The organism is Streptomyces sp. NPDC055078 (assembly GCF_053607985.1).
This window is the reverse complement of record NZ_JBSGUP010000001.1, coordinates 1-23,710: the sequence shown is the minus strand read 5'-3', so window position 1 is coordinate 23,710 and position 23,710 is coordinate 1. Positions and strand designations below refer to the sequence as shown.

Sequence of the window (23,710 nt, the reverse complement as noted above, 5' to 3'; positions counted from 1 at the left end):
CTCGGCCGGCTCCTTGGTCCAGGCGGTTCCGGGTGAACGCACCCCGCCGCTGCCACCGCTCGCGCGAGAAACCCGTGGCGTCCCCGGCCGAGCGTCATCGGCGTATCGCCACGGCGATATCGCCCTCGCGATACCGGCAGGTTCGCTCCTCCCCCCAGACTCGTCGCACACACAGGAAGATCGGCCGATCGTCGCCGTCCGACACGGTCGCGGACGTGGGGCTCCGAGCCTCCTCGTTCCGCCTGGCTGTCCTCGTTCCTTCCCCTGTTTCCTGCCGGAGGTCGGTCATGTCCAGCACCATGAGAACGGCTGTCATCTATACCTGCCGTCCGGACCCGGCTGCGGCGATGGCCGAACTCGGGGAGCTGGCGCAGGCAGCCGAGGAGCGCGGGTACGCCGTCCGGGCGGCCGTCAGCGACACCGCCGCGTCCGGAGTCCCGCTGGGGGACCGTCAGGGGTGGCGGTTCGTGGACCGGCTCATCCGCGATGGTGGTCCGCAGGTGCTGGTCATGCCGTCGACGGCGGAGCTGGAGAGGGATGCCGCCGACCGGTCGGCGGTGCTGGAGCGGCTCGCGGAGCGCCGCGTGCGGGTCGAGGCGGTCCGGCCGGCGTCGTGGGAGGTGTCGCAGTGGCGGAGGATCTGGTGCCGCTGTGATCCCCCAGGCGGTGGCGCGAAGCATGCCGCCGGCCGGGTGCGTTCGTGCCGTGCCGTCTTCCCGGCTCATCCCGCCCATGCCCGCGCCGCCCGGCGGATGGTCGAGGACGCCCTGCGGGCGTGGGGGGCGGACGGTCTGCGCCAGGACAGGGACCTGGTGGTGCTGGCAGCACATGAACTCATCACCAACGCCATCAGCCACGGATCGCGCGCCGGGGACCCGGTCGAAGTGACCATCGAGCGGGATCAGCGGCGGCTGCGCGTCGGGGTTGAGGATCGCTCACCCGCTCCTCCGCGCCCGCGGTCGGCAGGGGACGGGGACGACTCCGGACGGGGTCTGGCACTCGTCGCCGACATCGCGGACCGGTGGGGCACCATCCCGCGCCCCGACGGAACCGGCAAACAGGTCTGGATGCTGTTCCGCGCCCGCCGACCGCGCGTCGCTGTCGCCGCCTGAGCAATTTCATCCGGGGCCCCGCCATCAACGCTCCGTTGAGCACCCTCACACTCTCACTGGAGTGACCGACATGCACCCTAGTTTCGCATCTGTTACCTCTGTCGCGCCCTGGGCACGTACTCCCTCACTGCCCGCAGGTTCGTTCGCAGCACGGACGCGTCAGCGGCTGGCCTCGTTCCGCGTGCGGAGATTCCCGTGGGCGGCCGGGCGGCCGTACCGCGACCCGGCGTGCACGGCCGGGACCGCCTTGGACGCCGTCCGGATGCTGCTGGATTCCGACGTCCCGCTGCCCTGTGAGGCGGAGCCGCTCGTCCCGGTGCGGGCCGAACTGGCCGCACATGGCCGGGCGCTGGTGGAGGTGTGGACGGAGCAGGAGCGCCAAGGGCAGCGGCTCTCGGCGGCGGATCGGCAGCTGGTGGCCCGGGTGCGAGAACACGCCGATCGGACCTCGGCAGACTCGGGTGTGCGGGCGGTGATCGCTCTGGTGCAGCTGGCGGAGCTGGTGCAGGACCTCGCACAGCTCACACGGCGGCTTGGGGGATCGCCAGGCTTCACCGGACTCCCGGACGACGGATGCCGGAGCAGGCGGTGAGAGCGGCCTTCCCGTACCGGCGCCCACCGGCGTTCCCGGCCGCTCATGCCGGACACCGGGATGCCGCCCCGTGGACCAACCCCAAAGCTCTGGCCCTGCCCGCGGGCGGAATGCTGCGTACCGTTGCGGAGGACCGAGTGGCGCGGGGGTACGGCCATGCTCCGTAACCGCTGCCGACCGGTGCGCTTCTTCCTCGCGTGCCGCAGGCGAACCCGGAGTGAGGCAGGTGTGGCCGGGCAGGCTGTCCCGGGGCCCGCGTCTTCGAGTGTGGCGGGCACCGGAGTGTGGTGGCCCCGGCCGTACGCCGTGGACGACACGAGCCTGCCGCCGCCTGACGCGGGGGCGGAGGGTGCGGCGCGGCCGGATCTGGCCCTGGATCTCGTCCGCCGGGCGGGGGCGGTCGCCGACCAGCGGGCGATCGACGACCTGTTCCCTGACGGGGAGCCGGTGCACCGGCTGCTCACCGAGGCGAACACCCGGGTTCTGCACCGGATCGTGGCGGTGCACGGCTGGCCCGGCTACCGTCTGGTCGGCCCCGTGGGGGCCGAGGCGGCACTGCTCATCGCCCTGGACTGCGAGCCGGTGTTCTTCCTGCGCACGCTGGCGCGGCTGCTGCACGATGCCGTCCGTGCCGGGGACGCCCCGGCGCAGCATACGGCCCTGCTCGCCGACCGGATCCGGGTGCGTCAGGGCTGTCCCCAGCGCTACGGCACCCATGTCCGCACCTACCCGGATGGGAGTCATGAGGTGTGGCCGGTGGACGATGTCGACCTGCTGCCCGCGCGCCGTGCCGAGGCCGGACTTCCCCCGCTTCCCGAAGCCCTCCTCGACACCTTCCGGCAGCGGCCGGCAGGCGACGAACACTGACACCTGCCGGTCGAGCCCCGCTGTTCCCGAGCGCCGCCCTGTTCAGCACGTGCCCAGACCGTCACCCGCTTTCTCTTCTCCCATTGACGTCTTGAGAGGACGGCCTTCCGCGATGGAACCGCCGACGCTGCTGTATGTGCTGGTGGCGAAACGCGGCTGGCTCAGTCACCGAACTTTCGCTCCCCGATTCCGTGAGGCCGGGGACGAGGCCGCACGCGTCCTGCGGAACAAAAATCTCCGCGGGGCGCAGATCCCGCCCACCACCTTCCGCCGGTGGCTGCTGGGAGCCCAGGAGCCCACCGGGAACAACGCGACCATCCTGGAGCAGATGTTCCATCTGCCCGTCGCGACACTGTTCCAGCCGGCCGCGGACCGGGGCTTCCCGGAGGCACGCCCGCCCCACGCGCGGTCCCTGGCGGCAGCCCACCGGCTGGACCTCACCCACCCCCATTCCTACCTCTTCCCCACCACGGCCGCCCCCGGGACCGGCGGCGTCTGGTACCTCGACGGCGCGGACCATTTCGACGGCACCTCCGTCGCCATCGCGCAGTACGAAGCCACCCGGCACCGGGACAGTGTGGTCATCGGGGCCGAAGACCTCACGCACGTACGGTCGTTCGCCCGGCCCACCCGCCGCGGCCTGCTGATCGGGTCCCTCGGCGCCCGTGGCGGTGACGATCTCTTCCTCCTGGACAGCGCCCACGCCCGCAAGCAGACCGTCCTGCCCCATGTGGACCGGCTCACGGTCCCGGCGGCCTACCGGATCGACCACCTGACCTACGCCCTGGTCTGGGCCGGGCTCAATATCGACGACAGCCTCCAGGCGGACGACCACGCGCTCGGCGCCGAAACGGAGAAGGCGACCGCCCAGATCGCTGCGGAGCGGACGGGGATCGCCCGCTCCGCCGTGCCCGACCTCAGTGCGGTCGGCGCGTTGTGGCTCGGCTCCCGGGTGTGCGCCGACTACGTTGCGCGCCACCTGCCCGACACCAGCGAGCCGTTACAGCTGTGGGTCCAGTCGCGGACGGGAGAGGAAGCAGCCGCCTGGCTTCTCATCCGGGATCGGCACCGGCTTCTTGCCCGGCTCCGTGACCACACCACGCTGGCGCCGGGGCATATCGCGTTCTGCGTCCCCGAGACCTCGGTGAAGAAAGCCCCGCCGTACGAGCGGGTGCTGCTGCTGCTGACGATGGCGATGATGGAGCAGCACTGCATGCAGGTCGCGCTGTGTGCGGAGGCCGAGTACGCGGACCTGGACGAGGTCGTCGTGGTGCCCGGCGAGCGGGCCGTGGTCGCGAACTGGCTGCCGCGCGGGGACGGCATCTGCTACGCGGCCGTCTCCGATGAGCCGTCCCGGTTGGCCCTGTACACAGGGGCGATCGACCACGCCCAGGCGGTCAGTGTGATCGCTGCCCCGGACGCCGCGACCCGGATGCGGCGGGCGGCCGAGTACCTGGACCTGGACTGGCAGTGGCTGACCGACCGCTGCCGTGACCTGGCCGCCAGCGGCACCGCGGCACTGATCAGACCCCGCAGCCACCGGGTGGACCTGGGCGAGGCGGAGCGGGCCATCGGGTACCTCGCCAGCCTCCAGACCGAATGACGCACATGCCCACTAATCAAGCGAGCTTGATCTGCTCGCCGCCTGCGCCCACCACGCCGCCCCGGCAGCCATCCAGTTAACCTTGATCAGTGCTGGCGGTGGCACTGGACCCGACGCCAGCGCCGCTGCTGCGGGCTCGGGCGCGATCGCCCACCGCGCTGCATGAGGGCCGTACACGGCCCAAATACGCCGCGACCATCAGGCGCCAACCGGGACAGATCCGCCCAAGAGCCCGTGGGACTGCGCACCCCAGGGAAGGGTGTGTGGCCGTCGACACAACAGCTCATCGGTCCGCAGTGCGATGTGGCACACCGCCGCTCCATCATACTACTGGAAACGGCACCGCAGGTTGCGCAACCGCTCCTTGGCACGTGCAGATGGAATGTGCTGAGCTAGATCCAAGGCTAGCTGAGCCGCCGTGGCGGCTCCGTCAACCTCCTGGTGCCTCAGCCTAACTTGATCGTTAAGCAATGCGGCGGGGGCGTGGGGTTGTTGACTTCTTCGTTCGTCGTTTCGTGAGGCTTGGTTTGCCGACTGTGTGCACGTAATAGCGTGTGGTGGGCTGGTTGTTCCTGCGGCCGGGTGGCCGTCCTGGTCCGGGCGGGAGGATTTCGGTGCTTTGGCTGGGCAGGCGGCCTTGGGGCGGAGGTGCCGAAAGTCTCGGCGGACCCGTGCGGCTGGCGTCGGGCCAAAGCCACGGCGAGACGTCCACGGCCAGCACCAGCCGACCGTCCGCCGCCCTCGGCAGCGGCGCTGGCAGGGCGGGCTACCCCGTTCGGCCTGGTCGCCGGGGGCGCCCCGGTGCGGATCGGGACCGGAGTGAAGGTGTAGTGGGGGAGCGGTCACCGGGCCGTGGCACGGCCGGACGCCGACTGGCTCGCCGGCGCCGTCACCTGCCTTCAGCGCGGCCCCCTGCTGGAAAGCCTGAACGTGATCGCCAACGACGCCGGGCAGGTACGAGGCGGCCGGCTCTGTCGTTCCGGGACCACCGGCGGACGGGCAGGCGCACCGGCCGGAACCCGACGTGGTGTCGGTGCGCCACCCCCGGCCCGTCGCTGTGGCACTCGGCGCAGCCCGCGCCCCCATCCGGTGCAGCGGGCTGCTCGCGCAGCAGTTCCCGGCCGCCGCCCCGGAACCCATCGACGCCCTGCTCAGCGAGCCCGTCTCCCGGAACTCGGTTTCCGCGAGGGCGCTGACGGGCAGCGGGCCCGGTGGACGCCCCAGGCTGCGTTTGGCTTCAGGTCATCCGCCGGGCGTAAGCCCCCATACGGGCTCCCACGCCCTGCGCATCGCCCTGGCGTCGATCCTGCTGAAGCGCTCGTCGATCCCGTCGCGGGCCTCCTGGACGCGCCGCCGCACGGATGCCCAGGACTCGCCCTGGAGCTGTCCGGCGCGCTTGCGGGCGATCCCGTCGATCCATACGTACTCGACGTCGTTGGGGTTGGCGTAGAAGACCAGAGCGGCGGCGGGGTCACGCAGGGCGGCTGTGTTCGGCGCGTCGAGGCGGGTCAGGACGATGTCGGCCTTCTTGCCCGTCGTGAGGCTGCCGATCTCGTTCTCCAGGCCCACGCAGGTCGCCCCGCCGAGTGTGGCGTACTCCAGCATCTTCACCGCGGGGAACCGGGTGCCGCTGGGCAGCCCGCCCGGTGTGGTCTGTTCGTTGTCCCGGAAGCGCATCGCCTGGAGCATCAGGCGCATCTGGGTGAACATGTCGCCGTTGAAGCCCGAGACGATGTCGACGCCCAGGGACGGCATCCGCCCGGACTTCACCACACGTTCCAGAACCGGGAACGTACCGGACATCTGCAACTCGGTGTCCGGCGTCGTCGAGAGCCAGCCCCCTTCCCGCGCGATCAGGGCGAGGTCGTCGTCGGTGAGGCAGTTGCCGTGGGACAGCAGCAGGTCGTCGCCGAGCGCGCCGGCGTTCGACAGGCTCTCCACGACGTTGACGTCGTCATTGATGCCGATGGCGGCATGGAAGGTGATCCGGGCCGGCTCCAGCGTCCGGCTCCACGCGAGTTCATCGAGGACCGGCTCCATGCTGGGGAAGGTGAAGAACTCGCTGCTCGCGATGCCGAAGCGCAACAGCCCGTCGTCGCCGGGGAAGTGCTCCTCCCTCACCCGCGCGGCGTTCTCGCGGTGGAACGCCTCGATGGGCCCGGCGATCTCGGCGATGATCGAGGAGGGCTCGATGTCCTCTCCCGGGGTGTAGCGGGGGTTGCGGTAGACGCCGTACCCGAAGATGCCGCGGATCCCCGATTCCCTGAGCCCTCGGACCAGGGCGTCTGAGTGTTCCGCGGAGACCTGGAGGTGGGAGTGGTCGACCACGGTGGTGACGCCCGCGTTGATGGCCTCAAGCGCACCGTAGTGGTTGCCCAGGTAAGCGTCGTCCACGCCGTAGCAGACCGGGTACATGGTCCTCATCTCGACCATGTACTCGAAGAGGCTCCAGTTCACCGCGACGCCGCGCAGCAGCGATTGCCACACATGGCGGTGGGTGTCGACGAAACCGGGGCTCGCGATCATCCCGGTGGCATCGACGACCTCCGCGTCGTCGGCCTCGATCCCGGTTCCGACACGCTCGATGCGGTCGTCGATGATCAGGACATCGCCCACGGCGAGGTCGCGGGTCGCGGGGTCCATCGTCGCCAGCATGGCGTTCCTGATGAGTGTCTTCTTCATCTTCGCTGTGGTGCCTTTCGTTGGTCACGGAGCCCCGGAGTGGCGAGCGCGAGGCAACTGCGCGCGGCGGGATGGTTGAGGGAACGGCGGGCGCGGCCCGGGAAGCGGGCGCGTTCTGGGGCTCACGGGTTCGACGGCTCGTCCCATGGCCGGGGGCGACGGCTGCGCGTCGTCCGTGCCGGCGGCAGGGCCACCGGTGCGGCTCCGGAAACGATCTGGTTCGACACCGAGCCGATGCCCTCGGCCACGAGCGTCACGACGTCGCCCGGGCGCAGCGGTGGCGGGTCGTCCCTGCCCGTCCTGGCCCAGTACTCCAGTAGGCACCCGCCTCCGCACGTCCCGGCTGCCAGGACGTCGCCGGGCAGCAGTTCGGCGCCGCGGGAGGCATAGGCGACGATCTCCTCGAACGACCACGACATGCTGGCCGAGTTGTCACCTCCGCCGGGCAGCGGGACGCCGTTGACCTCGGCGTGCATTTCGAGGGCCAGACGGTCGCCGCGGCGGAAGGGTGCGAGTTCGTCCGCGGTCGCGATCCACGGTCCGAGCGTGTTGGCGAAGTCCTTGCCCTTCACCGGCCCTACGCCGATGGGGAGGACGGACGCCATGAGGTCGCGGGCCGACCAGTCGTTGAAGAGGGTGTAGCCCGCGATGTGTTCGGCGGCCTGTTCGGGTGTGAGGTCCTTGCCCGGCTTGCCGATGACGGCCGCGAGTTCGAGTTCGAAATCGAGGCGTTGACACCCCGGGGGCACCTCGACAGGCGCGGCGGGTCCGATCACGGCGTTGGTGTTGGAGAAGAAGAATACGGGCTGCTCGTACCACGCGGGATGGGGTGTCATCCCGATGCCCTCAAGGTGCTCTTCGAATGTGACGTAGTCACGCAGCGTCCTGGGTTGTACGGGGGCCAGGAGCGTCGTTGAGGACAGTTCGCGTTGCTCCCCCACCGCCTGGCGTGCGACCAGCATCTCCCGCTGCGACGGTGTGGCCGTCAGGAGTTCGTCGAGGTCGGCCGTGTCCGCCAGCGGCTGGACCCGATCGCCGTCGACGATGGCGACGGTCGCTATACCGTCGAGCTCGATCCGTGCGATCTTCACGTGCTGTCTCCGATTCGGCTCTGGGGCTTCCGGGCGGAGTGCTGGTGAAGGTGGGCCATGTGGGCGAACTGCGCCAGCCGGTTGGCGCGGGGGCGCGCGGGGTCGAGCTCCTCGTAGACGTTGAGCACGTTCGCGGCGATCCGCTCGTGCTCGGCCATGTCGGCGAACGGGGTGAGGTCGATGGAGGCGATCGCCGCCTCCAGGCCGAGCCCGGACTCGAAACGCCGCGTGGCCTCCGCCTCGACGTAGGTGAGGTAGTCGCGGACCCGCCGCACCCCGGTCTTGTCGGTGACGGGTCCGTGCCCCGGCACGATGGCGACGACGTCGAGGTCCAGGATGAGGTCGCAGGCTGCGACGCAGCGCGACACCGGTCCTTCCCACACCAGCGGGGCGGCGCCGATGAAGAGGATGTCGCCGGTGAAGAGCACCCGCGCGTCCGGCACGTGGACGAGGACGTCGCCGGGTGTGTGCGCGGGTCCCGCCTCGATGAGCCGCACCCGGCGTCCGCCGATGTCGAGGTCCAGTGATCCACTGAACGTGCGCGTCGGGGGTGTGGCGGTGATGCCGGACGGGTCGAAGCCGGCGGCTACGGCGCGGACGAACTCCCCCACTTCGTCGTCGCGGTGCCACAGGTTCGCCAGCTCCACCGCCCCGGCGGGCGTCATCAGCTCCGCTGCGGCGGCCGAGGCGACGATGTCGACGCCCGGGCCGGCGACAAGCTGGTTGCCGAACCAGTGGTCGCCGTCGGAGTGTGTGTTGACCACCGTCCGGATCGGGTGGTTCCGGGTCAGTGGGGCGAAGGCGTCGAGCATCTGCGCGGTGTGGGCCAGGTCGAGGTGGGTGTCGACCAGCAGTGATTCACCAATGCCCCGGATCAGCCCGGTGTTGCTCTCCCCCCAGTGCCCCTCGGGCAGCAGCCAGGCGTGGCAGTCGCCGCCGAGGTCGTGGGGTCCGTTGGAATAGCTGGTCATCGCTCTCTGTCTCTCGGGTGAGGACGGCGGGGTGGCGGGGCAGCGCAGTACACGTGGCCCGCGATGGCCGGCGCACTACGGGCGCCGCCCTTCGGCCGGGGTGCGCTGCGGCCAGGCCCGCCGTCGACGGCCGTGGTCGCCTCGCATCTCGTTACACTGGGGTGCAGAGTGGGATCGAGTCTGCACCCGAGTGCAGATCCGGTCAAGGGTCACGCCGAGGATTTGGGAGTCGTGAGTTGTCGAGCACATCGCCGCGCACTGGACGGGACACGTCGGGACGGCGCACCCCGTCGACGCGAGACCTGCTCTACGACGCGGCTGCCGCACTGTTCGCCGAGCGGGGCTACGAGAACACCACCATGGCCGACATCGCCGAGCGGGCCGGCACGTCACGGCGCACGGCATTCAACCACTTCCCGCGCAAGAGCGACATCCCGATGCTGTGGACACGGCGCATGGCCGACGTCGCCCTGAGCGAGGCTCAGGCCCCGATCCCGGCGGAGACGGGTCAGCCGGTGCGCGACTACCTGCGCCTGATCAGTCGCATGGTGGAGGCCGACCCGGCCGTATCGCGGCAGATGATGCTGGGCTGGACGGCCGCCGCAGGACCCATCCTGTACGAGTCGGAGTTGCTGGTCGACCTCGCGCCGCTCCTCGCGGAGGGCAAGCCGGCCGGCTGGGTCGACCCGTCCGTCGATCTCACGGTGGCCGCCCACACGCTGAGCGACGTACTGATGGGCGCCTGCTTCCGCTGGACCCGCGAGGGCGATGCGCCCGTGTCGCTGGAGACCCAGGTGGACGACGGCGTGACCCTGGTGCTGCGGGCCCTGCACCCGGCCCGGTAGGCGCGCGCCGTACTCGGCGGCGCCCCTCCGGCCCGGTGCCCCGCCCTGGCGGGCAGCGGACTCGGCGCACCGGCAGGATTGCACACAACTGCACTTGAGTGCAGAATGGGCGCCGGCCTTCATGACGCCCGCGGTTCCGCCGGTGCGACGGCCACTTCTGCGAGCCTTGAGGGGGCGAACGATGCGTGCGGTGGTATGCGACGACTTCGGTGGACCGGACCGGTTCGACGAGCGGGAGGTGGACCGACCGCCGCTCGGCCCCAACAGCGTGCTGGTCAGGCTGGCCTACGCGGGGGTGAATCCCGGCGACTCGCGCATTCGGCAGGGGCAGTTCGCTCCCCGGGCGCGGCACCACTTCCCGCTGGTGCTCGGCCTGGAGGGCGCGGGGTTCGTGGAGGAGATCGGGGTCTCCGGATCGCCTTTCGAACCCGGCCAGGCGGTCTACGGCTTCTTCCTGCACGACTACGCGGGCGACGGGACGTACGCCGAACTGGCACCGGCACGATCGAGCCAGCTGGCGCCGGTGCCGCCCGGGGTCCCCATCCGCGAGGCCGCCGCGGTCGCCTGCGCCGGCGGCACCGCCATGGTGCTGGTCGAGGAACTCCTGGACGTGCAGCCGGGCGACGCGGTCGTGGTCCTGGGCGCGGCCGGCGGAGTGGGCCATTTCGCCGTCCAGCTGGCGGTTGCGCTGGGGGCCGAGGTGATCGGGGTGGCCCGGCCATCGAACCACGCGTTCGTACGCGAGCTGGGTGCCGCCCACGTGGTCGACTACCGCACCGAGAACGTCGCCGCCGCTGTCGCGCGGTGGGCGCCCACCGGCGTCGACGCCGCCGTGGACACGGTGGGCGCCGAGGCACAGGCACAGTTGTCGGGAATGGTCCGTCCGGGCGGACGGGTCGCGTCGTGTGTCCACGCACCCAGGACTGACGACTTCCGTGCGCGCGACCAGCTCTTCCAGTACCGGTTCTTCGAGGCGACCCCCGCCCGCATGGAGCGGCTCAGCGAGCACGTCGCCGCCGGACGCGTCCGTCCCAGGATCACCCGGGAGTTGCCGCTGTCCGAGGTCGCGGACGCGCACCGCGCGATCGACGACGGAGACGTGCGGGGCAAAATCGTGCTGAGGATCGATGACGGCACACCCAGCGGTGACCAGGCAACATCCCCCGTGCTCCCCGCCCGGGCCCCTGTCCGCCGCCAATGACGCGCGGACCCCGCCACCGACCGCAGGAGACCCTCAGTGTCCGTGATCATCACCGTCGCAACAACCGGCCCCATCGCCACGAAGGCCGACAACCCCAGCCTCCCGACCAGCCCCGAGGAGATCGCCGCCGCTGTCGCCGAAGCGTACGCAGAGGGCGCGGCCGTCGCTCACCTGCACTTCCGCGATGCCCAAGGCCGTCCGACCGCCGAGCCGGCCATCGCCGAGCGCACCATCGGCCTGATCAGGGACAGGTGCCCCATCCTCATCCAGATCTCGACCGGAGTGGGCCTCGGCGTCTCGTTCGAGGACCGGGCCCGCCTGGTCGAACTCCGCCCGCAGATGGCGACCCTCAACCCGTGCAGCATGAGCTTCGGGACCGGGGAGTTCCGCAACCCCCCGGCCGATGTACACCGGCTCGCGGCACGGATGCAGGAGCTGGGCGTCAAACCGGAGATGGAGATCTACGACATCGGCCACCTCGACGCCTGTCTGCGGCTGATCGACGAGGGACTCATCTCCGGTGACCCGCAGTTCAGCATCGTCCTCGGGGTCCGCGGTGGCGCTGCGGCCACACCCGCCAACCTCCACACCCTCGTCGCCCGCCTCCCCGAGAACGCGGTGTGGCAGATCATCGCCATCGGCAAGGCGAACCTTCAGCTCACCGCCATCGGCCTGGCCATGGGCGGCAACGCCCGCGCCGGTCTCGAAGACACACTCTTCCTGCGCAAGGGCGACCTCAGCCCCGGAAACACTCCCCTGGTCCGTCGCACCGTCGAGCTGGCGCGAGCACTCGACCTCTCGATCGCCTCGGTCGAGGAGGCCGGACATCGATTGGGGCTTCATACCTGACACCCGAGCCTGGACCGGCCCCCAACCCGAGCCCGATGCGAGCGTGCGCCGGTCTAGGCGGCACCACACGTTCACGCGCACCGCGGCCGAGTGGCTGGACGACGCCATCACCGACCGTGCTGGAGGACGAGCGGGAAGTGCAGCGGCGAGCCGCCCAGCCATCCGCTCAAGGACGCGTTCGACGACAGCGGGTTCGTCGCCAGGCCCGCACCTCCGCCAGTGTCTGGCCAGCGGTTCTTCGAGTTCGTCCAGTTTCGCGCGACGCGCGGTGATCCGTTCCATCAGCCCGGGATCCGGCATGGACCGGATCGTCGAGGGTCGCCCGGTCACGGTGAGTGGGAACCGACGGCTGGTCCCTGGAGCGAGAGATGACTGTCCTCGAACTGATAAGGGTGCGCCCGGCGTCGCTCAGCTCAGAGCACCTGCTGGTAGCGGAGTTCAGTGAGCGTGATCCCGTCGTAGACTTCGTCCTGGGCCGCACCGTCAGCCTGATAGCCAGCCCGCTCGTAGAAGCGCTGGGCTTGTTGGTTGTCACACAGAACCCACAGAGCTGACACCTCGAAGCCCTGGCCCTTCATCTGGGCATGAGCCTCACCCAGGAGGATCCGGCCGATGCCCTGGCCGATCAGATCCGGCGAGATGTACAGGGCGTAGATCTCACCGACCCGACCCAGACCGGGCATCTCACTCCGGCACGGCCCGAAGCAGGTCCACCCCACCGGGCCACGGTCACCGAGCGCCACAAGGTCTCGTGACGTTCGTCCGGGCTGAGAGAACCACTGCCGCCGTTGACCGGCATCACCTTCCACCGTCATGGCATCCAGATACGTCTGGGGAACGATGCCAGCGTACGCCGCCTGCCATCCTCGGACTCGGATCGCCGAAACGGCCTCGATGTCGGCCGCATCCATCTCCCGCACGTGCACCATCGCGCCACCGTAATGGCACCGGTACCTGAGAACGAACTGCTTTACCCCGCCGTCGGCACCTCCCTCAACGAGAGCTGCTTGACGAACGATCCGCTCCGCGGACTGCCGCCCACGACGAGGGTGAACCCTCCGAGCACAGGCCACACCAGCCCATTGATCTGCGACTTCAAGTTGGCAGAGGCTTACGGCACTGCACAGTTTGTGGCCCTGACTCGTTCGCCCGCCTTGCTCACGGTGTCTCACCTGGGTGCGCGTAGTGCGGGCCGGTGCGTCGGTCGTCGTTGCTGTCTGCTGCGGTCGTTTCGCGGTCGTCCTTCCGTTCCGGGGCTGTGGGGCCGTTCTGTTGGTGCTGCTCCAGGCAGTGTGCGACGGCCCGTGCCGGGGGCAGACGACCGCGGAACGACGGAATGCTCTGGTGGCAGCGACCGCCGGATTGCTGTTGTAGTGCGCTTTGCGCGTGCCCGCCCCGTGGGGACGCCTTTCGCGCCGCCGTGCGCCTGCCCCGCCCTGCCCCGTCGTGCAAAGGCACTGTGATGAACCGACCCCTCTCCCTGCCCGCCCGTCGGCCGTACCCGGTCCGGTCCGGGCGCACCGTGTCCGCCCGCCCGTCCGGGGGTCAGGGTGATATCTGAGGAGCCGCCCGCCCGTGGGCGCGGGGCGCGGCACCGCCGGTCGGCGGGCCAGGCGCGGTCGGCGGATCCGGTGCTGCGGCGCCGTCACCTGCGCGCCGTTCTGGTCCCGGCCCTGGCCGCGGCGGCCGGTACTGCCGGGATCGGGCTGGTGCTCGTCGCGGTGCAGCCGTCTGTGTGGACGGCCGGGGCGTGGGCGGTGACGACGGCGCTGAGCACGGGGAGTGTGCTGGCTGCATGCCGCCGCGGCCGGGCCGCCGCTCTGGCGGCCGAGGCGGCGCGCGCGGAGGAGCGGCGGCGGGACACCGAGTGGATTCATCATCTGCACCGGCTGGTGGCCCGGGGACACGAGGAGTTGGACGCGCTCTCCGACCGGATACGCCGGGGTGAGCGGCCTCCGGTGCCCCCGCCCCGGCCGGCGTCCCGGGGCGGGCATCCGTACGAGCATCTGGAGCGTGCGCTCACCTGCTATCAGGATGCGGCGCTGCGCACGGTCGCGGATGCCGCCGCGCGTCAGGAGGTGGAGATCCTCGTCCACATCGCGCGGCGTCTTCAGTCCCTGGTCGTACGGTCCCTGGCGAAGCTGGATGCCGTGCAGCGGACGGTGGAGGACCCCGACGAGCTTGCTCTCCTCCTCGACCTCGACCACCTGATCACCCAGCTGCGGCGCAGTGTGGAGAGTCTGGCGGTCCTCGGGGGCGCGGTCCCGCGGCAGGTCAAGACGCCGCTCTCCGTCAAGGCGGTGCTGCGGCACGGCACGGCGGAGATCGAGAAGTTCGGCCGCGTCCGGATGAGCGCGGTCAGTGACGGCGCGGTCCACGGCCACGCGGTCGTGGACGTCACTCATCTCCTGGCGGAGCTGCTGGAGAACGCGACCGGATTCTCGCCGCCCGGCGAGCGGGTGCGGATGAGCGCCGCCCGGACCGCCGGGGGTCTGGAGATCCGGATCTCGGACCGCGGGCTGTCCATGCCCGCCCCGCAGCTGGACCGCCTGAACCATCTGCTGGCCCGTCCCGAGGACGCCGACCTCACCGCCCAGCTCAGGCAGGGGCAGATCGGGCTCATCGTCGTCGCCCGCCTCGCCAGCCGCCACGGCATCACCGTCCGCCTCCGGGAACACGACGGCGGCGGCATCGAGGCCGCCGTCACCCTCCCCGCCCGGCTCCTCGCCCCACCGGCACCAGCACCCGTTCTGCCGCCGCCCGCCGCTTCCCCTCCCGCACGTCCCCGGGCCTACATCACCACCGCCGCCCCGCCGCCTCTTCCGGGCCCGCGCCGCGCCTCGCCCCCGCCCGACACCAGCGCCACCGCCCCTCCCGCCGGGCCGGGACGTCCTCCGCTGCCCCTGCGGACCAGGACGCCGCGCACACCGCCAGCATCCCAGCCCGATCCCGGCCCCCAGCCTGCGGGGACCTTCGACGCACAGGCCACGGCCGCCGCCGCCGCGTTCATCGAACAGTTCCGGCGCGGTGACGGCACCGTGCCAGCCGACTCATCCCCACCCGACCATGTGGAGAGCACCGATGACTGACCAAGTTCTCACCGATCTCATCTGGCTCCTGGACGACTTCGCCGGCCGGACCCCCGGCACCCTCGCCGCCGTCCTGTGCAGCAGCGACGGCATCAGGCGCTACCACCACGGCCTCTCCCGTGAGGGGGCCGAACATCTCAGCGCGATCGTCAGCGGCTTCTGCTCGCTGGGCGACAGCGTCGACCACATCCCCGGCCTCACCCACGGCGGCGGCGAACTCCAGCAGGTCGTCGTCCTCCACGGCTCCCTCCAGCTGCTGGTCGGCCGGGCCGCCGAGCGCTCCATCCTCGCGGTGGTCGCCGCCGGCTCCGCCGACACCGGCCAGATCGGGCACGAGATGGGACTGCTGAGCAAGCGGCTCCACGAGCATCTGTCCACCGCCGCCCGCCGGGACGGGGCCGGGTGACGTGCCGGGCCCCCACAGCCGGCCCTGGGTCGAGGACACCACCGCACGCCTGCGCCCCTACGCCCTGACCAGCGGGCGCACCCGCCCCACCCACGCACTGGCCCGCGATTCCTACGTCCGGGCGGACGCCATCCCGGACCTTGCAACGCGCACGCTGGACGAGGAGCAGGACCGCGCGATCCGCCTGTGTGCCCAATGGATCACCATCGCGGAGCTCTCCGGACTGCTGCGCGTTCCCGTCCAGATCGCCAAGGTCCTCATCAGCGACCTCATCGACCTGCGACTGCTGATCCTGGAATCACCGTCCCTGCACCCCGACCCCACCGCCGATCCCCACCTCCTGGAGCAGGTCATTGCCGGTCTCCGCAACCTCTGACACCGCTCCGGTCAGCCTCCGGCTCGTGATCGCCGGCGCTTTCGGTGCCGGGAAGACCACGCTGGTCGGCGCCGCCAGCGAGATCACACCGCTGAAGACCGAAGAGCCGCTGACCGCCGCCGCCGCCGGGGCGATCGACTGCCTCGACGGCGTGGAGCACAAGAGCACCACCACCGTGCTCATGGACTTCGGCCGCATCACCCTGCCCCAGGGCCTCGTGCTGCTGCTGTTCGGCACCCCCGGCCAGGACCGATTCCGGTTCCTGTGGGACAGCCTCACCCGTGGCGCCCTCGGAGCTGTCGTCCTCGCCGACACCCGCCGCCTCCAGGACTGCTACGACTCGCTTCAGTATTTCGAGGACAGCGGTCTGCCCTTCGTCGTCGCCGTCAACCAGTTCGACCACGCAGCCCGCTACACCGCCGATGAGGTCAGAACCGCGCTCCAGCTCGACCCCGGGGTGCCGGTGCTGCTGTGCGACGCCCGCGACCGGCACTCCGCACGCGACGTCCTCATCGCCCTGGTCACCCACGCCCTTGACCGCACCCGCCGCGCACCCGCCCCCTAACCTGACCGCGAGGAACACCCCATGACGTTCGATCCCTCCACCGGCTACCGCCGCCTGCCCGCCCTGGACGAGAACACCGCACGCCGCCTGGCCCTGCTGCGCGAGCTGAGCCTCACCGACCTCATCACCGCGGAACTCGACCGCTTCGCCGAACAGCTCGCCCGGGAGGCCGGTGAACCGTTCGCGATGGTCAACCTCGTCGGCGACGCCCAGCACTTCGCCGGCCTGTACGCGGCCACCCGGACCGACAGCGGTGAGCCCCTGCCGGCGGTGGGCCGCTCCATGTCCCTGGAGCACGGCTACTGCCCCGACGTCATCGACCGGGGCTGCGCCCTCATCCTCCCCGACGTCTGCGCCAGCCCCCGGTTCGCGAGCAACGACGTCGTCGACGACATCGGCATCCGCACCTACGCCGGTGCCCCGCTCATCCACCCCGGCACCGGACTGCCGATCGGCACCGTCTGCGTCGTCGGCACCGAGGCCCGCCCCAGCTCACACGGCAAACCCATGCTCCACCTCATCAAGACCGCCGCCGCGAAAGCCACCCGCCTCCTCCTGGACGAAAGCACCCCCAGATAGCCCCCTGGTGGGCTCTGTTGGAGAACGTGTGGGAATTGATCGGCCCTTCCGTGTGACGAGGATCGGGCAGACTGGCGCTATGCCGGGAGGAAAACGTCGATCGAGAACGCCAGCTGAGTACGTCGTCGCTGGGGTATGGCCTGATGCGGAGCTCGAACCGCACGCAGGCGCCCGCGGGATTCAGGTCCTGGCGCGCCGGCTGCGAGACGTAATGGCCAGCCGGTCGCTGAGTGCGAACGCGCTCGCGAAGGCCAGCGGGGTGAACCGGCAGGTCATCACCAACGTGCTCAACGGCGCGGTCTGGCCGGACAGCCTCACCGTCCTCGGCCTTGAACACGAGCTCGGCGCCGATCTCTGGCCTGCTCAGGACGGTGCCGTGAAGGTGACCGCGGAGGACGGCTACGGGGGTGCACCAACTGATGTAGGCGTCCTGGAACGCTTCGTTTTCGGGCCGGACGTCCTGCGGATGATGTCGGTGGAGTACGCGACCATCCTGTACTGGCACGTCGCCCGTTTTCACGTCGCGGCCGTCAGCGACATGCTCCAGGACCTCGCCACCTCAGCCGAGACCGAGCCCGGTACCGCCGACACGGGCGAAGGGTTCACGCTGGGAGAGATCGCTTCATGGGACCAAGAAGAGTGGTTGACATATCACTCAAGCGCGTGCGCCAAGTCCACAGACGAACCACCCTGTTGACGTTCGAAGTACCCGCCCACAACGTGAGAAGCGCCTTCCAACACACCTCGCTGAACTACGCAAAGACAGTTTCCCACAAAGCCCCCTGGTGGTGTCTGTCTCACACCCCGGCCAGCCGTACCGACCACGGCGTTCTCGCGGTGCCGAGGGCGACCTCGGCGAGGCGCAGCAGCTGGACGTCCGATGTGCCCGCCGGGGCGAACATGTGGAGCGCGTCGCGGAGATAGCGTTCGATGGGCCGGTCGGTGAAGAGTCCGGCGGCGGCGTGGATCTCCATCGCGCTGCGGGCCGAGTCGATCGCCGACTCGACATTGATCAGTTTCGCGTTCATCAACTCCGCGTCGCACGGCATCCCCTGATCCAGCAGATGCACCGCGTGGTACGCGGAGAGCCGTGCCGTCATCAGCCGTGACTGGAGCTTGCCGAGCTTCAGCCTGATGGACGGCAGGTCGTGGAGCGGCTTTCCGTAACGGTGCCGTTCGGCGCAGAACATCGTGGTCTCATCCAGGATCGCCTGATGGATGCCGAGCGATACGGCGGTGAGGTTCGCCCGCCCGTACAGCACGCTGGAGGAGTACGCCACGGACAGGCCGTCGCCCTCCTCGCCGAGGCGGCTGGAGGCCGGGACCCGGCAGTCCTCGAAGTGGAGTTCACCGAAACTGAAGCCGTGCAGTCCCATGGCGGGCGCCTGTTCCCCGGTGCTGACACCGGGGCGGTCGGCCTCGACGAGAAAGGCCGTCAGCCCCTTCGAACCGGGTCCGGTCCGCACGACCACGCCGTGCAGATCGCCGACATGGCTGTTGCCCACATAGATCTTGCGGCCATTGAGAAGGTAGTCGTCGCCGTCCCGTACCGCGGTGGCGCTCATACCCAGCACATGGCCACCCGACTCGGCCTCGGTCACGGCGATCGTCGGCAGACACTCGCCGGCCGCGACGGCCGGCAGCCAGGTCCGCTTCTGCTTCTCACTGCCGAAGTGGAGGATCTTGGCGACGCCGAGCTGGGACGCCTGCACCATCGCGCCCATCGCGGCGCTGACCCTGGCCAGCTCCTCGATAATGATCGTCTTGGCGAGATGACCCGCTCCCATACCGCCGTACTCGGGAGCAACGGTCGCACCGAGCCAGCCCTGCCGGGCGATCAGCCGTGACAGATCCTCCCGTACCCGGCGGGAGGTCTCCATCGCCGGTATCTCCGGAGCCACCACCTCCTGTGCGAACGTCCGCACCCGCCGCCTGAGACTCCGGTGAGTCTTCGTCAGGAAATAGGCGTCCATGATCCCCCTCGCTCTCACGCAACCACCTGGGACAGCGCCGAGGCTCCCGACAGTCGGCGCACCGGCGGCCACGTCCAACAGCGTCCGGGACCGCGCACCCTCACATTGGCGGTTTGTTGCGGTCGCCGCATCACCCCCCAAACGTCGTTTCACGGTCGTCCAACGGCACGCGGCACTCCCCTCGCCCCGCCACCACCGGACAACAGCCCCTGAAACCGGCGGATACCGAGGGAAGACGACCGCGAAACGACCAAACGGCAGGGTGGCGACGGTGCGCCCGAAACGTCACAGTGGCGCGGGACGCAGCCCGTGCCGCCGCGTCACCCGTGAAGAAGCGGCCCCAGCGGGCCGGACACCGTGCGCGCAGCACACCACCCTCCCAGCCGGAAGCCTCACCCTCATGGCAAAACGCAGCAGACAAGCCCGTATACCTGATACACGGCGATTCTCTACCCGGAAGGTTCTGACGGAGGAGGACGCGGAGCACTTCGTCGTCGCCGTCCTGACCGCGTACCGCGTGCATTCGATCCGCGAAATCGCCGCCGGAACCGGCCGCTCCTACGGATCCGTCCACCGTGTCCTCGCTGCCGCAGGAGTCCTGCGGCAGCGGGGAACCGCAGGCCGCCCGCCGGCGGACTCGCCCTAGCTCACGGAAGACCGGAGGCTGACACGGCCGTGCGCATCCGTCACCGTCGCGCTTTCCGGGACCGACGTCCGGCTCGCTCACCGGCGCAGCCATACCGATGACCCCTGGTGCCCCACTGCTTCGAGGAATCCCATGCCCGACCACCCGGACGTTCCCCTGCCCGGCCGGCAGGCGAGCACCGCCCGCCTCTACGGCGCCTACCAGGGCGGCGGCGAGGAGAAACACGCGTACCCCGTCGACGTCTCCCTGGCGGAGGCGGTGAAAGGTCTCGGCCTGGACACTCAGCTGATCGCCCGGCAGAACCGGCTCTTCCACAACCGTGCCGTCCAGGCCGTGGCCGAGTTGGGCATCGACCAGGTCCTCGACATCGGGGCCGGGCTCCCGGCCCAGACCGGCACCAACACCCACGAGATCATGCAGAAGGCCATCCCCACGGCCCGCGTCGTCTACGCCGACAACGAACCGTTCGTCCTGCGCCACGCCGAGGCCCTGCTGCACAGCGGCCCGGACGGCGCCACCGCCTGCGTCCAGGCCGACCTGCGCCGACCCGACATCATCCTCGCCGAAGCGCGCCGCACCCTGGACTTCGACCGGCCCGTCGCCGTCCTCCTCATCGCCCTGCTCCACTTCCTCCCGGACGACGACGCCCCCTACGACCTGGTCGAGCAGCTGGTCACCGCACTCGCGCCCGGGAGCGTGCTGGTGCTCAGCCACGTCACCGACGACTACAACCCCACCGTTGTGCGCAGAGCCGAGGCCCTGCTCGGTGAAGGGGGGATCCGGTCACAGGCCCGCTCACGGGACGCGATCCTGCGGTTCTTCACCGGAGTCGGCCTGCTGCCGCCCGGACTCGTCCCCGTCCACCAATGGCGCCCGGCCGACCCCGACCCCGGCGCAAGCCCGGCACAGGACATCCCCGCCTCCGACATCCACAACTACGGCGGCATCGGCCTCAAACCGGCAAGCCGACCGGACGGCGCGCCCTCCGAACAGACCGAACGGGCCGAACCGCCAGAGACCGGCCCGGGGAACACCGAGCACCCCGGCCCCGCACAGCCAGCCCCCCGCCCCAGCCACGGCGGCACTGCTGTGGCCGCGTTCGGCGGGGACATCGGCGACCGCGAAGGGCCGGCACTCCGCGAACCGCTCGACGCCCTCGCCGACGAGCCGCAGGACGCCGTGGTCCTCGACCTCACCGGCTTCGAGTTCCTGGACCCCACGGGCCTGGGCGCGCTGCTGGGCCTGCGTCACCGGCTCCGCGAGAACGGGCGGACCCTGCACGCCACGGGCGCGGACTCCGTCCGCAGGATCCTGCGGATCACCGGCCTCACCGACGCTGTGCCCCCGCAAAGGGACCTGCCGCAGGCCCTCGCCGCCACAACGCCCAAGGGCCCGGCACGAGCACTGGGCACGTTCGAGCCATCCGCCGTCCGGAGGGCAGGGTGATGCCCCGGCAGCTGCTCCTGCCGGAGTCCGGCGCGCGCCTGCGATCACTCCGGCGCCAGGCCAACGCCGGTGCCGAGGAGTATCGCACCGGGCCGATGACCGTCGTCCTCTACGCCCTGACCCGCCCCGGCGGCGACCCCCGCGACGACCTCGCGCTCGCCCAGGGACTGGCCGGCAGCCGTCAGTGGCCGGTGCACGCCCGCCACAGCGACACCACCGGCGACCTCGACCCCGCCCTGCGGCCCGGCTGGGCCCGCGCCCTCAACGATCTCGGCCGGCAGCACGCCCAGGCCGTCGTCGCCGTCAGCCGCACCGCGATCAGCAACACCACGGCCCTGTACGAACAGGAACTGGCCCGGCTGCGCGGCCACCGGGCCGCGCTGTACCTCGTACGGGAAGAGACCCACCTGTGAACCCGACCCCCGCACGGACCGCCGACAGCCACGGCGACGCCGTACGCGCTGTCGCCACCGCCTTCCGTTCCCGGGGCCAGTGGGCCACTGCACAGCCCGCCGAGCCCCGCACAGCGGGCACAGCGGACACGGCGGAACCGATCACGGTGGTCCTTGAGAACGTGCTTCCCCTCAGCCTCGCCGGGGCACCGGCCGTACCCCTGCCCTCCGACCTGGCCGCCCGGACCCTCGAACGAGCCCTCCGAGCCCAGGACATCCGGGCCCGCGTCACGCTCGCCGACTGGCCCCGCAACTCCCCCCGCATCACACTGTCCAGCCCCGGCGACGCGCACCGGCTGGCCGATCTCGTGTGGGCGGAGATGCCACAGCCGTACCAGGCCGCCCACCACCTGCGCACCGCACTCGGCGCTCTGGAGATCAAGACAAGCGGCCCCCAGGTCAGGAACGACGGCATCGACATCGGCAGCATGAGCGCCGAGCACGCCCTGGCCCTGCTCACCCTCCTGGGAGGCAACCCGCCCCCGCACCTGCGCCCGGCCAACGCACGGCATCTGGACGGGATCGTCAGGCGGTTGCGCTACCGGCTGCGCCTCGTTCTGCCCGGGATCCAGGTCACCGCACGCCCGGCCTGCGGCACATGCCGCGCATCACGCCCCCACCAGGTCGTCATCGGCACCGCCGCCCTCGACCACATCGCCGCCCTCACCGCCCTGCTCAACGCAGCCGCCCCGACCTGTCCCTCCACACCGCCCGCCACCACCGGAACCCGCCCTTCCCGCTGACTCAGTCGACCGCGACTGATCGGAGCACTTCGTCATGCCTCACAGACCCGGCCAGATCCGTGTCATCTTCGGAAACCTCGCACTGGACGGACACGGAAACAAGACCACCTGGACCTCCTACTACAACCTGCTGCGCTCCCACGACCCGCACCTGGTAGGGCGGGCCGAGGTCAAAGGCGCCGACCACAACGGGGAAGCGCTGCTGCTCGCCGCCGAGGAAGCGCTCACGCCCCCGGGCAAGCCGTGGCTCCGGCCGAAGGGGTTCCTCGGAGCCGGAGCCACGGGCGGCCTGCGGACCGCGGTCTTCGTCCGCACCGACGTCTTCCGGCCGGTGCGGCGCGGTGACCACGGACAGCCGTGGGGCTGCCCGCCCACCTCGGTCGACCTGCGGCTCGTGCCGTACAACGGAGACCCGGACTGCCTGCGCGAGATGTGCTTCGCCGCCGCGCACCACCACTACGCCTCCCCGCCCGCCCGGCAGACCGAGACACAGGAACTGACCAAGTTCGCCGACCGGCGCGATCCTTGCGACCGCACCCCCCGGTTCCCCAACGGCCGCCCCCGCGAGGCGCTCCTCGTCATGGACGCCAACTCCTACCCCGAGCCGGGGACACCGGGCGACGTCCCACTGCCCCAGCCCCGGCAGATCGAGGACAAAACCCATGTCCGGCACCGATTCACCGAGACCGCACCGGGACGGCTGGTCCCCGACACCTACAGCGACCGGGCTCTGCGGGACGTCGGCCTCCAGGACATCGCCCGCCACCTCGCGCTCACCACCGGCCGCACCGACGTCCTCGCACCGACCACACCCGGCTACGCCGACCAGGGCGGACAACTCCGCGCCTGCCGCATCGACCGGGCCTACGCCTCCGCCGGCGTCCTGGACGCGGTAGAAGACCTGACACTCATCGACTGCACCGGCCTGAGCCCTCACCACGCCCTGCTCATCACCATCTCCCGCCGCAAACTCGCCGAAACCCTCTCCCGGACGCACCACACATGACAACCCCGGGCAAGCCATCGACCGCCCGGACACGACCGACCGTACGAATGACGACGGCAGGCCCAAAGCGGACCACCACCCGAGAGCCGAAAGCCGCACCATCGCGGGTCGCTCGACACGACCAGCAACGCCCTACCACACCGAACCAGCGCAGAACCAGATCCCGACCAGCAATGGAGACAACCATGACCGTCATGACCACCCCCGCACCGACCCTGACCGGACAGCAGACAAGTCTGCTGAGCGAACTGAACGCCGTCCTGGCCCGCCACCCCCTCGGCGAAGGCTTCGCGATCATGTACGCACCCGCGGACATTCACCTGACCGACGGCGAAGTCCTCGTCCAGGTCGTGAACCCCCAGACACGCATCACCGAGCTGCATCCGCGCAAGCTCACCGACCTCGCCGCCGACGACATCCTGCACACCACGCAAGTGATCGACCCGACAGACCAGGCGTTCCTCGGCTACGCCACCCATCCGCAGGCGTCGGAATGCCTCACTGGCCCCAAGCGCCTCAGCGGCAGCGCCAGCCACGTGTACTCCATCTAGAGATCCCTGCCATGGACGCTCTTGATCACCAGACGGCGGCAGCAGCGATCACCGCACGCCTCGCC

At 70.6% G+C, this 23,710-nt stretch carries 24 protein-coding genes and 1 pseudogene; 19 read left to right on the top strand and 6 right to left on the bottom strand.

Features of this window, described 5'->3' with window-relative positions:
- Nucleotides 1-287 precede the first annotated feature (287 nt).
- The 4 genes from ACWF94_RS00125 to ACWF94_RS00110 all read left to right on the top strand — a co-directional run bounded on the left by ACWF94_RS00125 (nucleotide 288) and on the right by ACWF94_RS00110 (nucleotide 4,174).
- Complete coding sequence (locus ACWF94_RS00125; protein ID WP_453483129.1) at nucleotides 288-1,112, top strand: ATP-binding protein; 825 nt, start codon at nucleotides 288-290, stop codon at nucleotides 1,110-1,112.
- A 262-nt stretch (nucleotides 1,113-1,374) separates the two neighbouring features.
- Nucleotides 1,375-1,704 (top strand): hypothetical protein, encoded by a 330-nt coding sequence (locus tag ACWF94_RS00120; protein WP_453483127.1) that lies wholly within the window; start codon nucleotides 1,375-1,377, stop codon nucleotides 1,702-1,704.
- A 228-nt stretch (nucleotides 1,705-1,932) separates the two neighbouring features.
- Nucleotides 1,933-2,571, top strand: a complete 639-nt coding sequence (locus tag ACWF94_RS00115) for a DUF6624 domain-containing protein (RefSeq protein WP_453483125.1) — start codon at nucleotides 1,933-1,935, stop codon at nucleotides 2,569-2,571.
- A gap of 112 nt (nucleotides 2,572-2,683) precedes the next feature.
- Nucleotides 2,684-4,174, top strand: coding sequence for a hypothetical protein (locus ACWF94_RS00110; protein ID WP_453483124.1), 1,491 nt, complete (start codon nucleotides 2,684-2,686; stop codon nucleotides 4,172-4,174).
- A 463-nt stretch (nucleotides 4,175-4,637) separates the two neighbouring features.
- Here the strand turns inward: ACWF94_RS00110 and ACWF94_RS00105 are convergent.
- From ACWF94_RS00105 to ACWF94_RS00090, 4 genes and pseudogenes are all read right to left on the bottom strand, one after another.
- Nucleotides 4,638-4,852 (bottom strand): annotated as a pseudogene (locus tag ACWF94_RS00105) (NF041680 family putative transposase); the annotation flags it as partial.
- Between the two features lie 564 nt (nucleotides 4,853-5,416).
- Nucleotides 5,417-6,856: an amidohydrolase family protein gene (locus ACWF94_RS00100; RefSeq protein WP_453483122.1), complete on the bottom strand. Its 1,440-nt coding sequence runs from the start codon at nucleotides 6,854-6,856 to the stop codon at nucleotides 5,417-5,419.
- Nucleotides 6,857-6,978: 122 nt separating this feature from the next.
- Complete coding sequence (locus ACWF94_RS00095; protein WP_453483120.1) at nucleotides 6,979-7,947, bottom strand: fumarylacetoacetate hydrolase family protein; 969 nt, start codon at nucleotides 7,945-7,947, stop codon at nucleotides 6,979-6,981.
- On the bottom strand, nucleotides 7,944-8,918 hold the full coding sequence (locus tag ACWF94_RS00090) for an MBL fold metallo-hydrolase (protein WP_453483118.1): 975 nt from the start codon (nucleotides 8,916-8,918) through the stop codon (nucleotides 7,944-7,946). Before ACWF94_RS00090 ends, ACWF94_RS00095 begins: the two co-directional genes overlap by 4 nt.
- Nucleotides 8,919-9,154: 236 nt before the next feature.
- Between ACWF94_RS00090 and ACWF94_RS00085 the strand changes: the two genes are divergently transcribed.
- The 3 genes from ACWF94_RS00085 (at nucleotide 9,155) to ACWF94_RS00075 (ending at nucleotide 11,813) form a co-directional block, all read left to right on the top strand.
- Entirely contained in the window at nucleotides 9,155-9,763 is a 609-nt protein-coding gene (locus ACWF94_RS00085) for a TetR/AcrR family transcriptional regulator (RefSeq protein WP_453483116.1), read from the top strand.
- A gap of 181 nt (nucleotides 9,764-9,944) precedes the next feature.
- Complete coding sequence (locus ACWF94_RS00080) at nucleotides 9,945-10,964, top strand: NADP-dependent oxidoreductase (protein ID WP_453483114.1); 1,020 nt, start codon at nucleotides 9,945-9,947, stop codon at nucleotides 10,962-10,964.
- A gap of 36 nt (nucleotides 10,965-11,000) precedes the next feature.
- Nucleotides 11,001-11,813 carry a 3-keto-5-aminohexanoate cleavage protein gene (locus ACWF94_RS00075; protein ID WP_453483113.1) on the top strand — a complete coding sequence of 271 codons (813 nt, stop codon included), beginning with the start codon at nucleotides 11,001-11,003 and terminating at the stop codon, nucleotides 11,811-11,813.
- 413 nt (nucleotides 11,814-12,226) lie between these two features.
- On the opposite strand, the gene ACWF94_RS00070 is transcribed toward ACWF94_RS00075, so the two are convergent.
- Nucleotides 12,227-12,742 carry an N-acetyltransferase family protein gene (locus ACWF94_RS00070; RefSeq protein WP_453483111.1) on the bottom strand — a complete coding sequence of 172 codons (516 nt, stop codon included), beginning with the start codon at nucleotides 12,740-12,742 and terminating at the stop codon, nucleotides 12,227-12,229.
- Nucleotides 12,743-13,363: 621 nt separating this feature from the next.
- On the opposite strand from ACWF94_RS00070, the gene ACWF94_RS00065 reads away from it, so the two are divergent.
- From ACWF94_RS00065 to ACWF94_RS00040, 6 genes are all read left to right on the top strand, one after another.
- Nucleotides 13,364-14,902 carry a sensor histidine kinase gene (locus ACWF94_RS00065; RefSeq protein WP_453483109.1) on the top strand — a complete coding sequence of 513 codons (1,539 nt, stop codon included), beginning with the start codon at nucleotides 13,364-13,366 and terminating at the stop codon, nucleotides 14,900-14,902.
- Nucleotides 14,895-15,308, top strand: a complete 414-nt coding sequence (locus ACWF94_RS00060) for a roadblock/LC7 domain-containing protein (RefSeq protein ID WP_453483107.1) — start codon at nucleotides 14,895-14,897, stop codon at nucleotides 15,306-15,308. The genes ACWF94_RS00065 and ACWF94_RS00060 overlap by 8 nt, the downstream gene beginning before the upstream one ends.
- Before the next feature lies 1 nt (nucleotide 15,309).
- A complete protein-coding gene (locus tag ACWF94_RS00055; RefSeq protein ID WP_453483106.1) occupies nucleotides 15,310-15,684 on the top strand; it encodes a DUF742 domain-containing protein in 375 nt (124 codons plus the stop codon).
- Entirely contained in the window at nucleotides 15,662-16,249 is a 588-nt protein-coding gene (locus tag ACWF94_RS00050) for a GTP-binding protein (RefSeq protein WP_453483105.1), read from the top strand. Before ACWF94_RS00055 ends, ACWF94_RS00050 begins: the two co-directional genes overlap by 23 nt.
- Before the next feature lie 21 nt (nucleotides 16,250-16,270).
- On the top strand, nucleotides 16,271-16,828 hold the full coding sequence (locus ACWF94_RS00045; RefSeq protein ID WP_453483104.1) for a GAF domain-containing protein: 558 nt from the start codon (nucleotides 16,271-16,273) through the stop codon (nucleotides 16,826-16,828).
- A gap of 79 nt (nucleotides 16,829-16,907) precedes the next feature.
- Nucleotides 16,908-17,525, top strand: a complete 618-nt coding sequence (locus ACWF94_RS00040; protein ID WP_453483103.1) for a hypothetical protein — start codon at nucleotides 16,908-16,910, stop codon at nucleotides 17,523-17,525.
- Nucleotides 17,526-17,625: 100 nt separating this feature from the next.
- Here the strand turns inward: ACWF94_RS00040 and ACWF94_RS00035 are convergent, their stop codons facing one another.
- Complete coding sequence (locus tag ACWF94_RS00035; RefSeq protein ID WP_453483101.1) at nucleotides 17,626-18,801, bottom strand: acyl-CoA dehydrogenase family protein; 1,176 nt, start codon at nucleotides 18,799-18,801, stop codon at nucleotides 17,626-17,628.
- Between ACWF94_RS00035 and ACWF94_RS00030 the strand changes: the two genes are divergently transcribed.
- From ACWF94_RS00030 to ACWF94_RS00005, 6 genes are all read left to right on the top strand, one after another.
- Nucleotides 18,800-19,447, top strand: a complete 648-nt coding sequence (locus tag ACWF94_RS00030) for a helix-turn-helix domain-containing protein (RefSeq protein ID WP_453483099.1) — start codon at nucleotides 18,800-18,802, stop codon at nucleotides 19,445-19,447. The two genes, ACWF94_RS00035 and ACWF94_RS00030, sit on opposite strands and share 2 nt — an antisense overlap.
- A 132-nt stretch (nucleotides 19,448-19,579) precedes the next feature.
- Nucleotides 19,580-20,893, top strand: coding sequence for an SAM-dependent methyltransferase (locus tag ACWF94_RS00025; RefSeq protein ID WP_453483097.1), 1,314 nt, complete (start codon nucleotides 19,580-19,582; stop codon nucleotides 20,891-20,893).
- Nucleotides 20,893-21,306 carry a hypothetical protein gene (locus ACWF94_RS00020; protein WP_453483096.1) on the top strand — a complete coding sequence of 138 codons (414 nt, stop codon included), beginning with the start codon at nucleotides 20,893-20,895 and terminating at the stop codon, nucleotides 21,304-21,306. The genes ACWF94_RS00025 and ACWF94_RS00020 overlap by 1 nt, the downstream gene beginning before the upstream one ends.
- A complete protein-coding gene (locus ACWF94_RS00015; RefSeq protein WP_453483095.1) occupies nucleotides 21,303-22,088 on the top strand; it encodes a hypothetical protein in 786 nt (261 codons plus the stop codon). The genes ACWF94_RS00020 and ACWF94_RS00015 overlap by 4 nt, the downstream gene beginning before the upstream one ends.
- A gap of 34 nt (nucleotides 22,089-22,122) precedes the next feature.
- On the top strand, nucleotides 22,123-23,094 hold the full coding sequence (locus ACWF94_RS00010) for a hypothetical protein (protein ID WP_453483094.1): 972 nt from the start codon (nucleotides 22,123-22,125) through the stop codon (nucleotides 23,092-23,094).
- A gap of 185 nt (nucleotides 23,095-23,279) precedes the next feature.
- A complete protein-coding gene (locus ACWF94_RS00005) occupies nucleotides 23,280-23,645 on the top strand; it encodes a hypothetical protein (protein WP_453483092.1) in 366 nt (121 codons plus the stop codon).
- Nucleotides 23,646-23,710 lie beyond the last annotated feature (65 nt).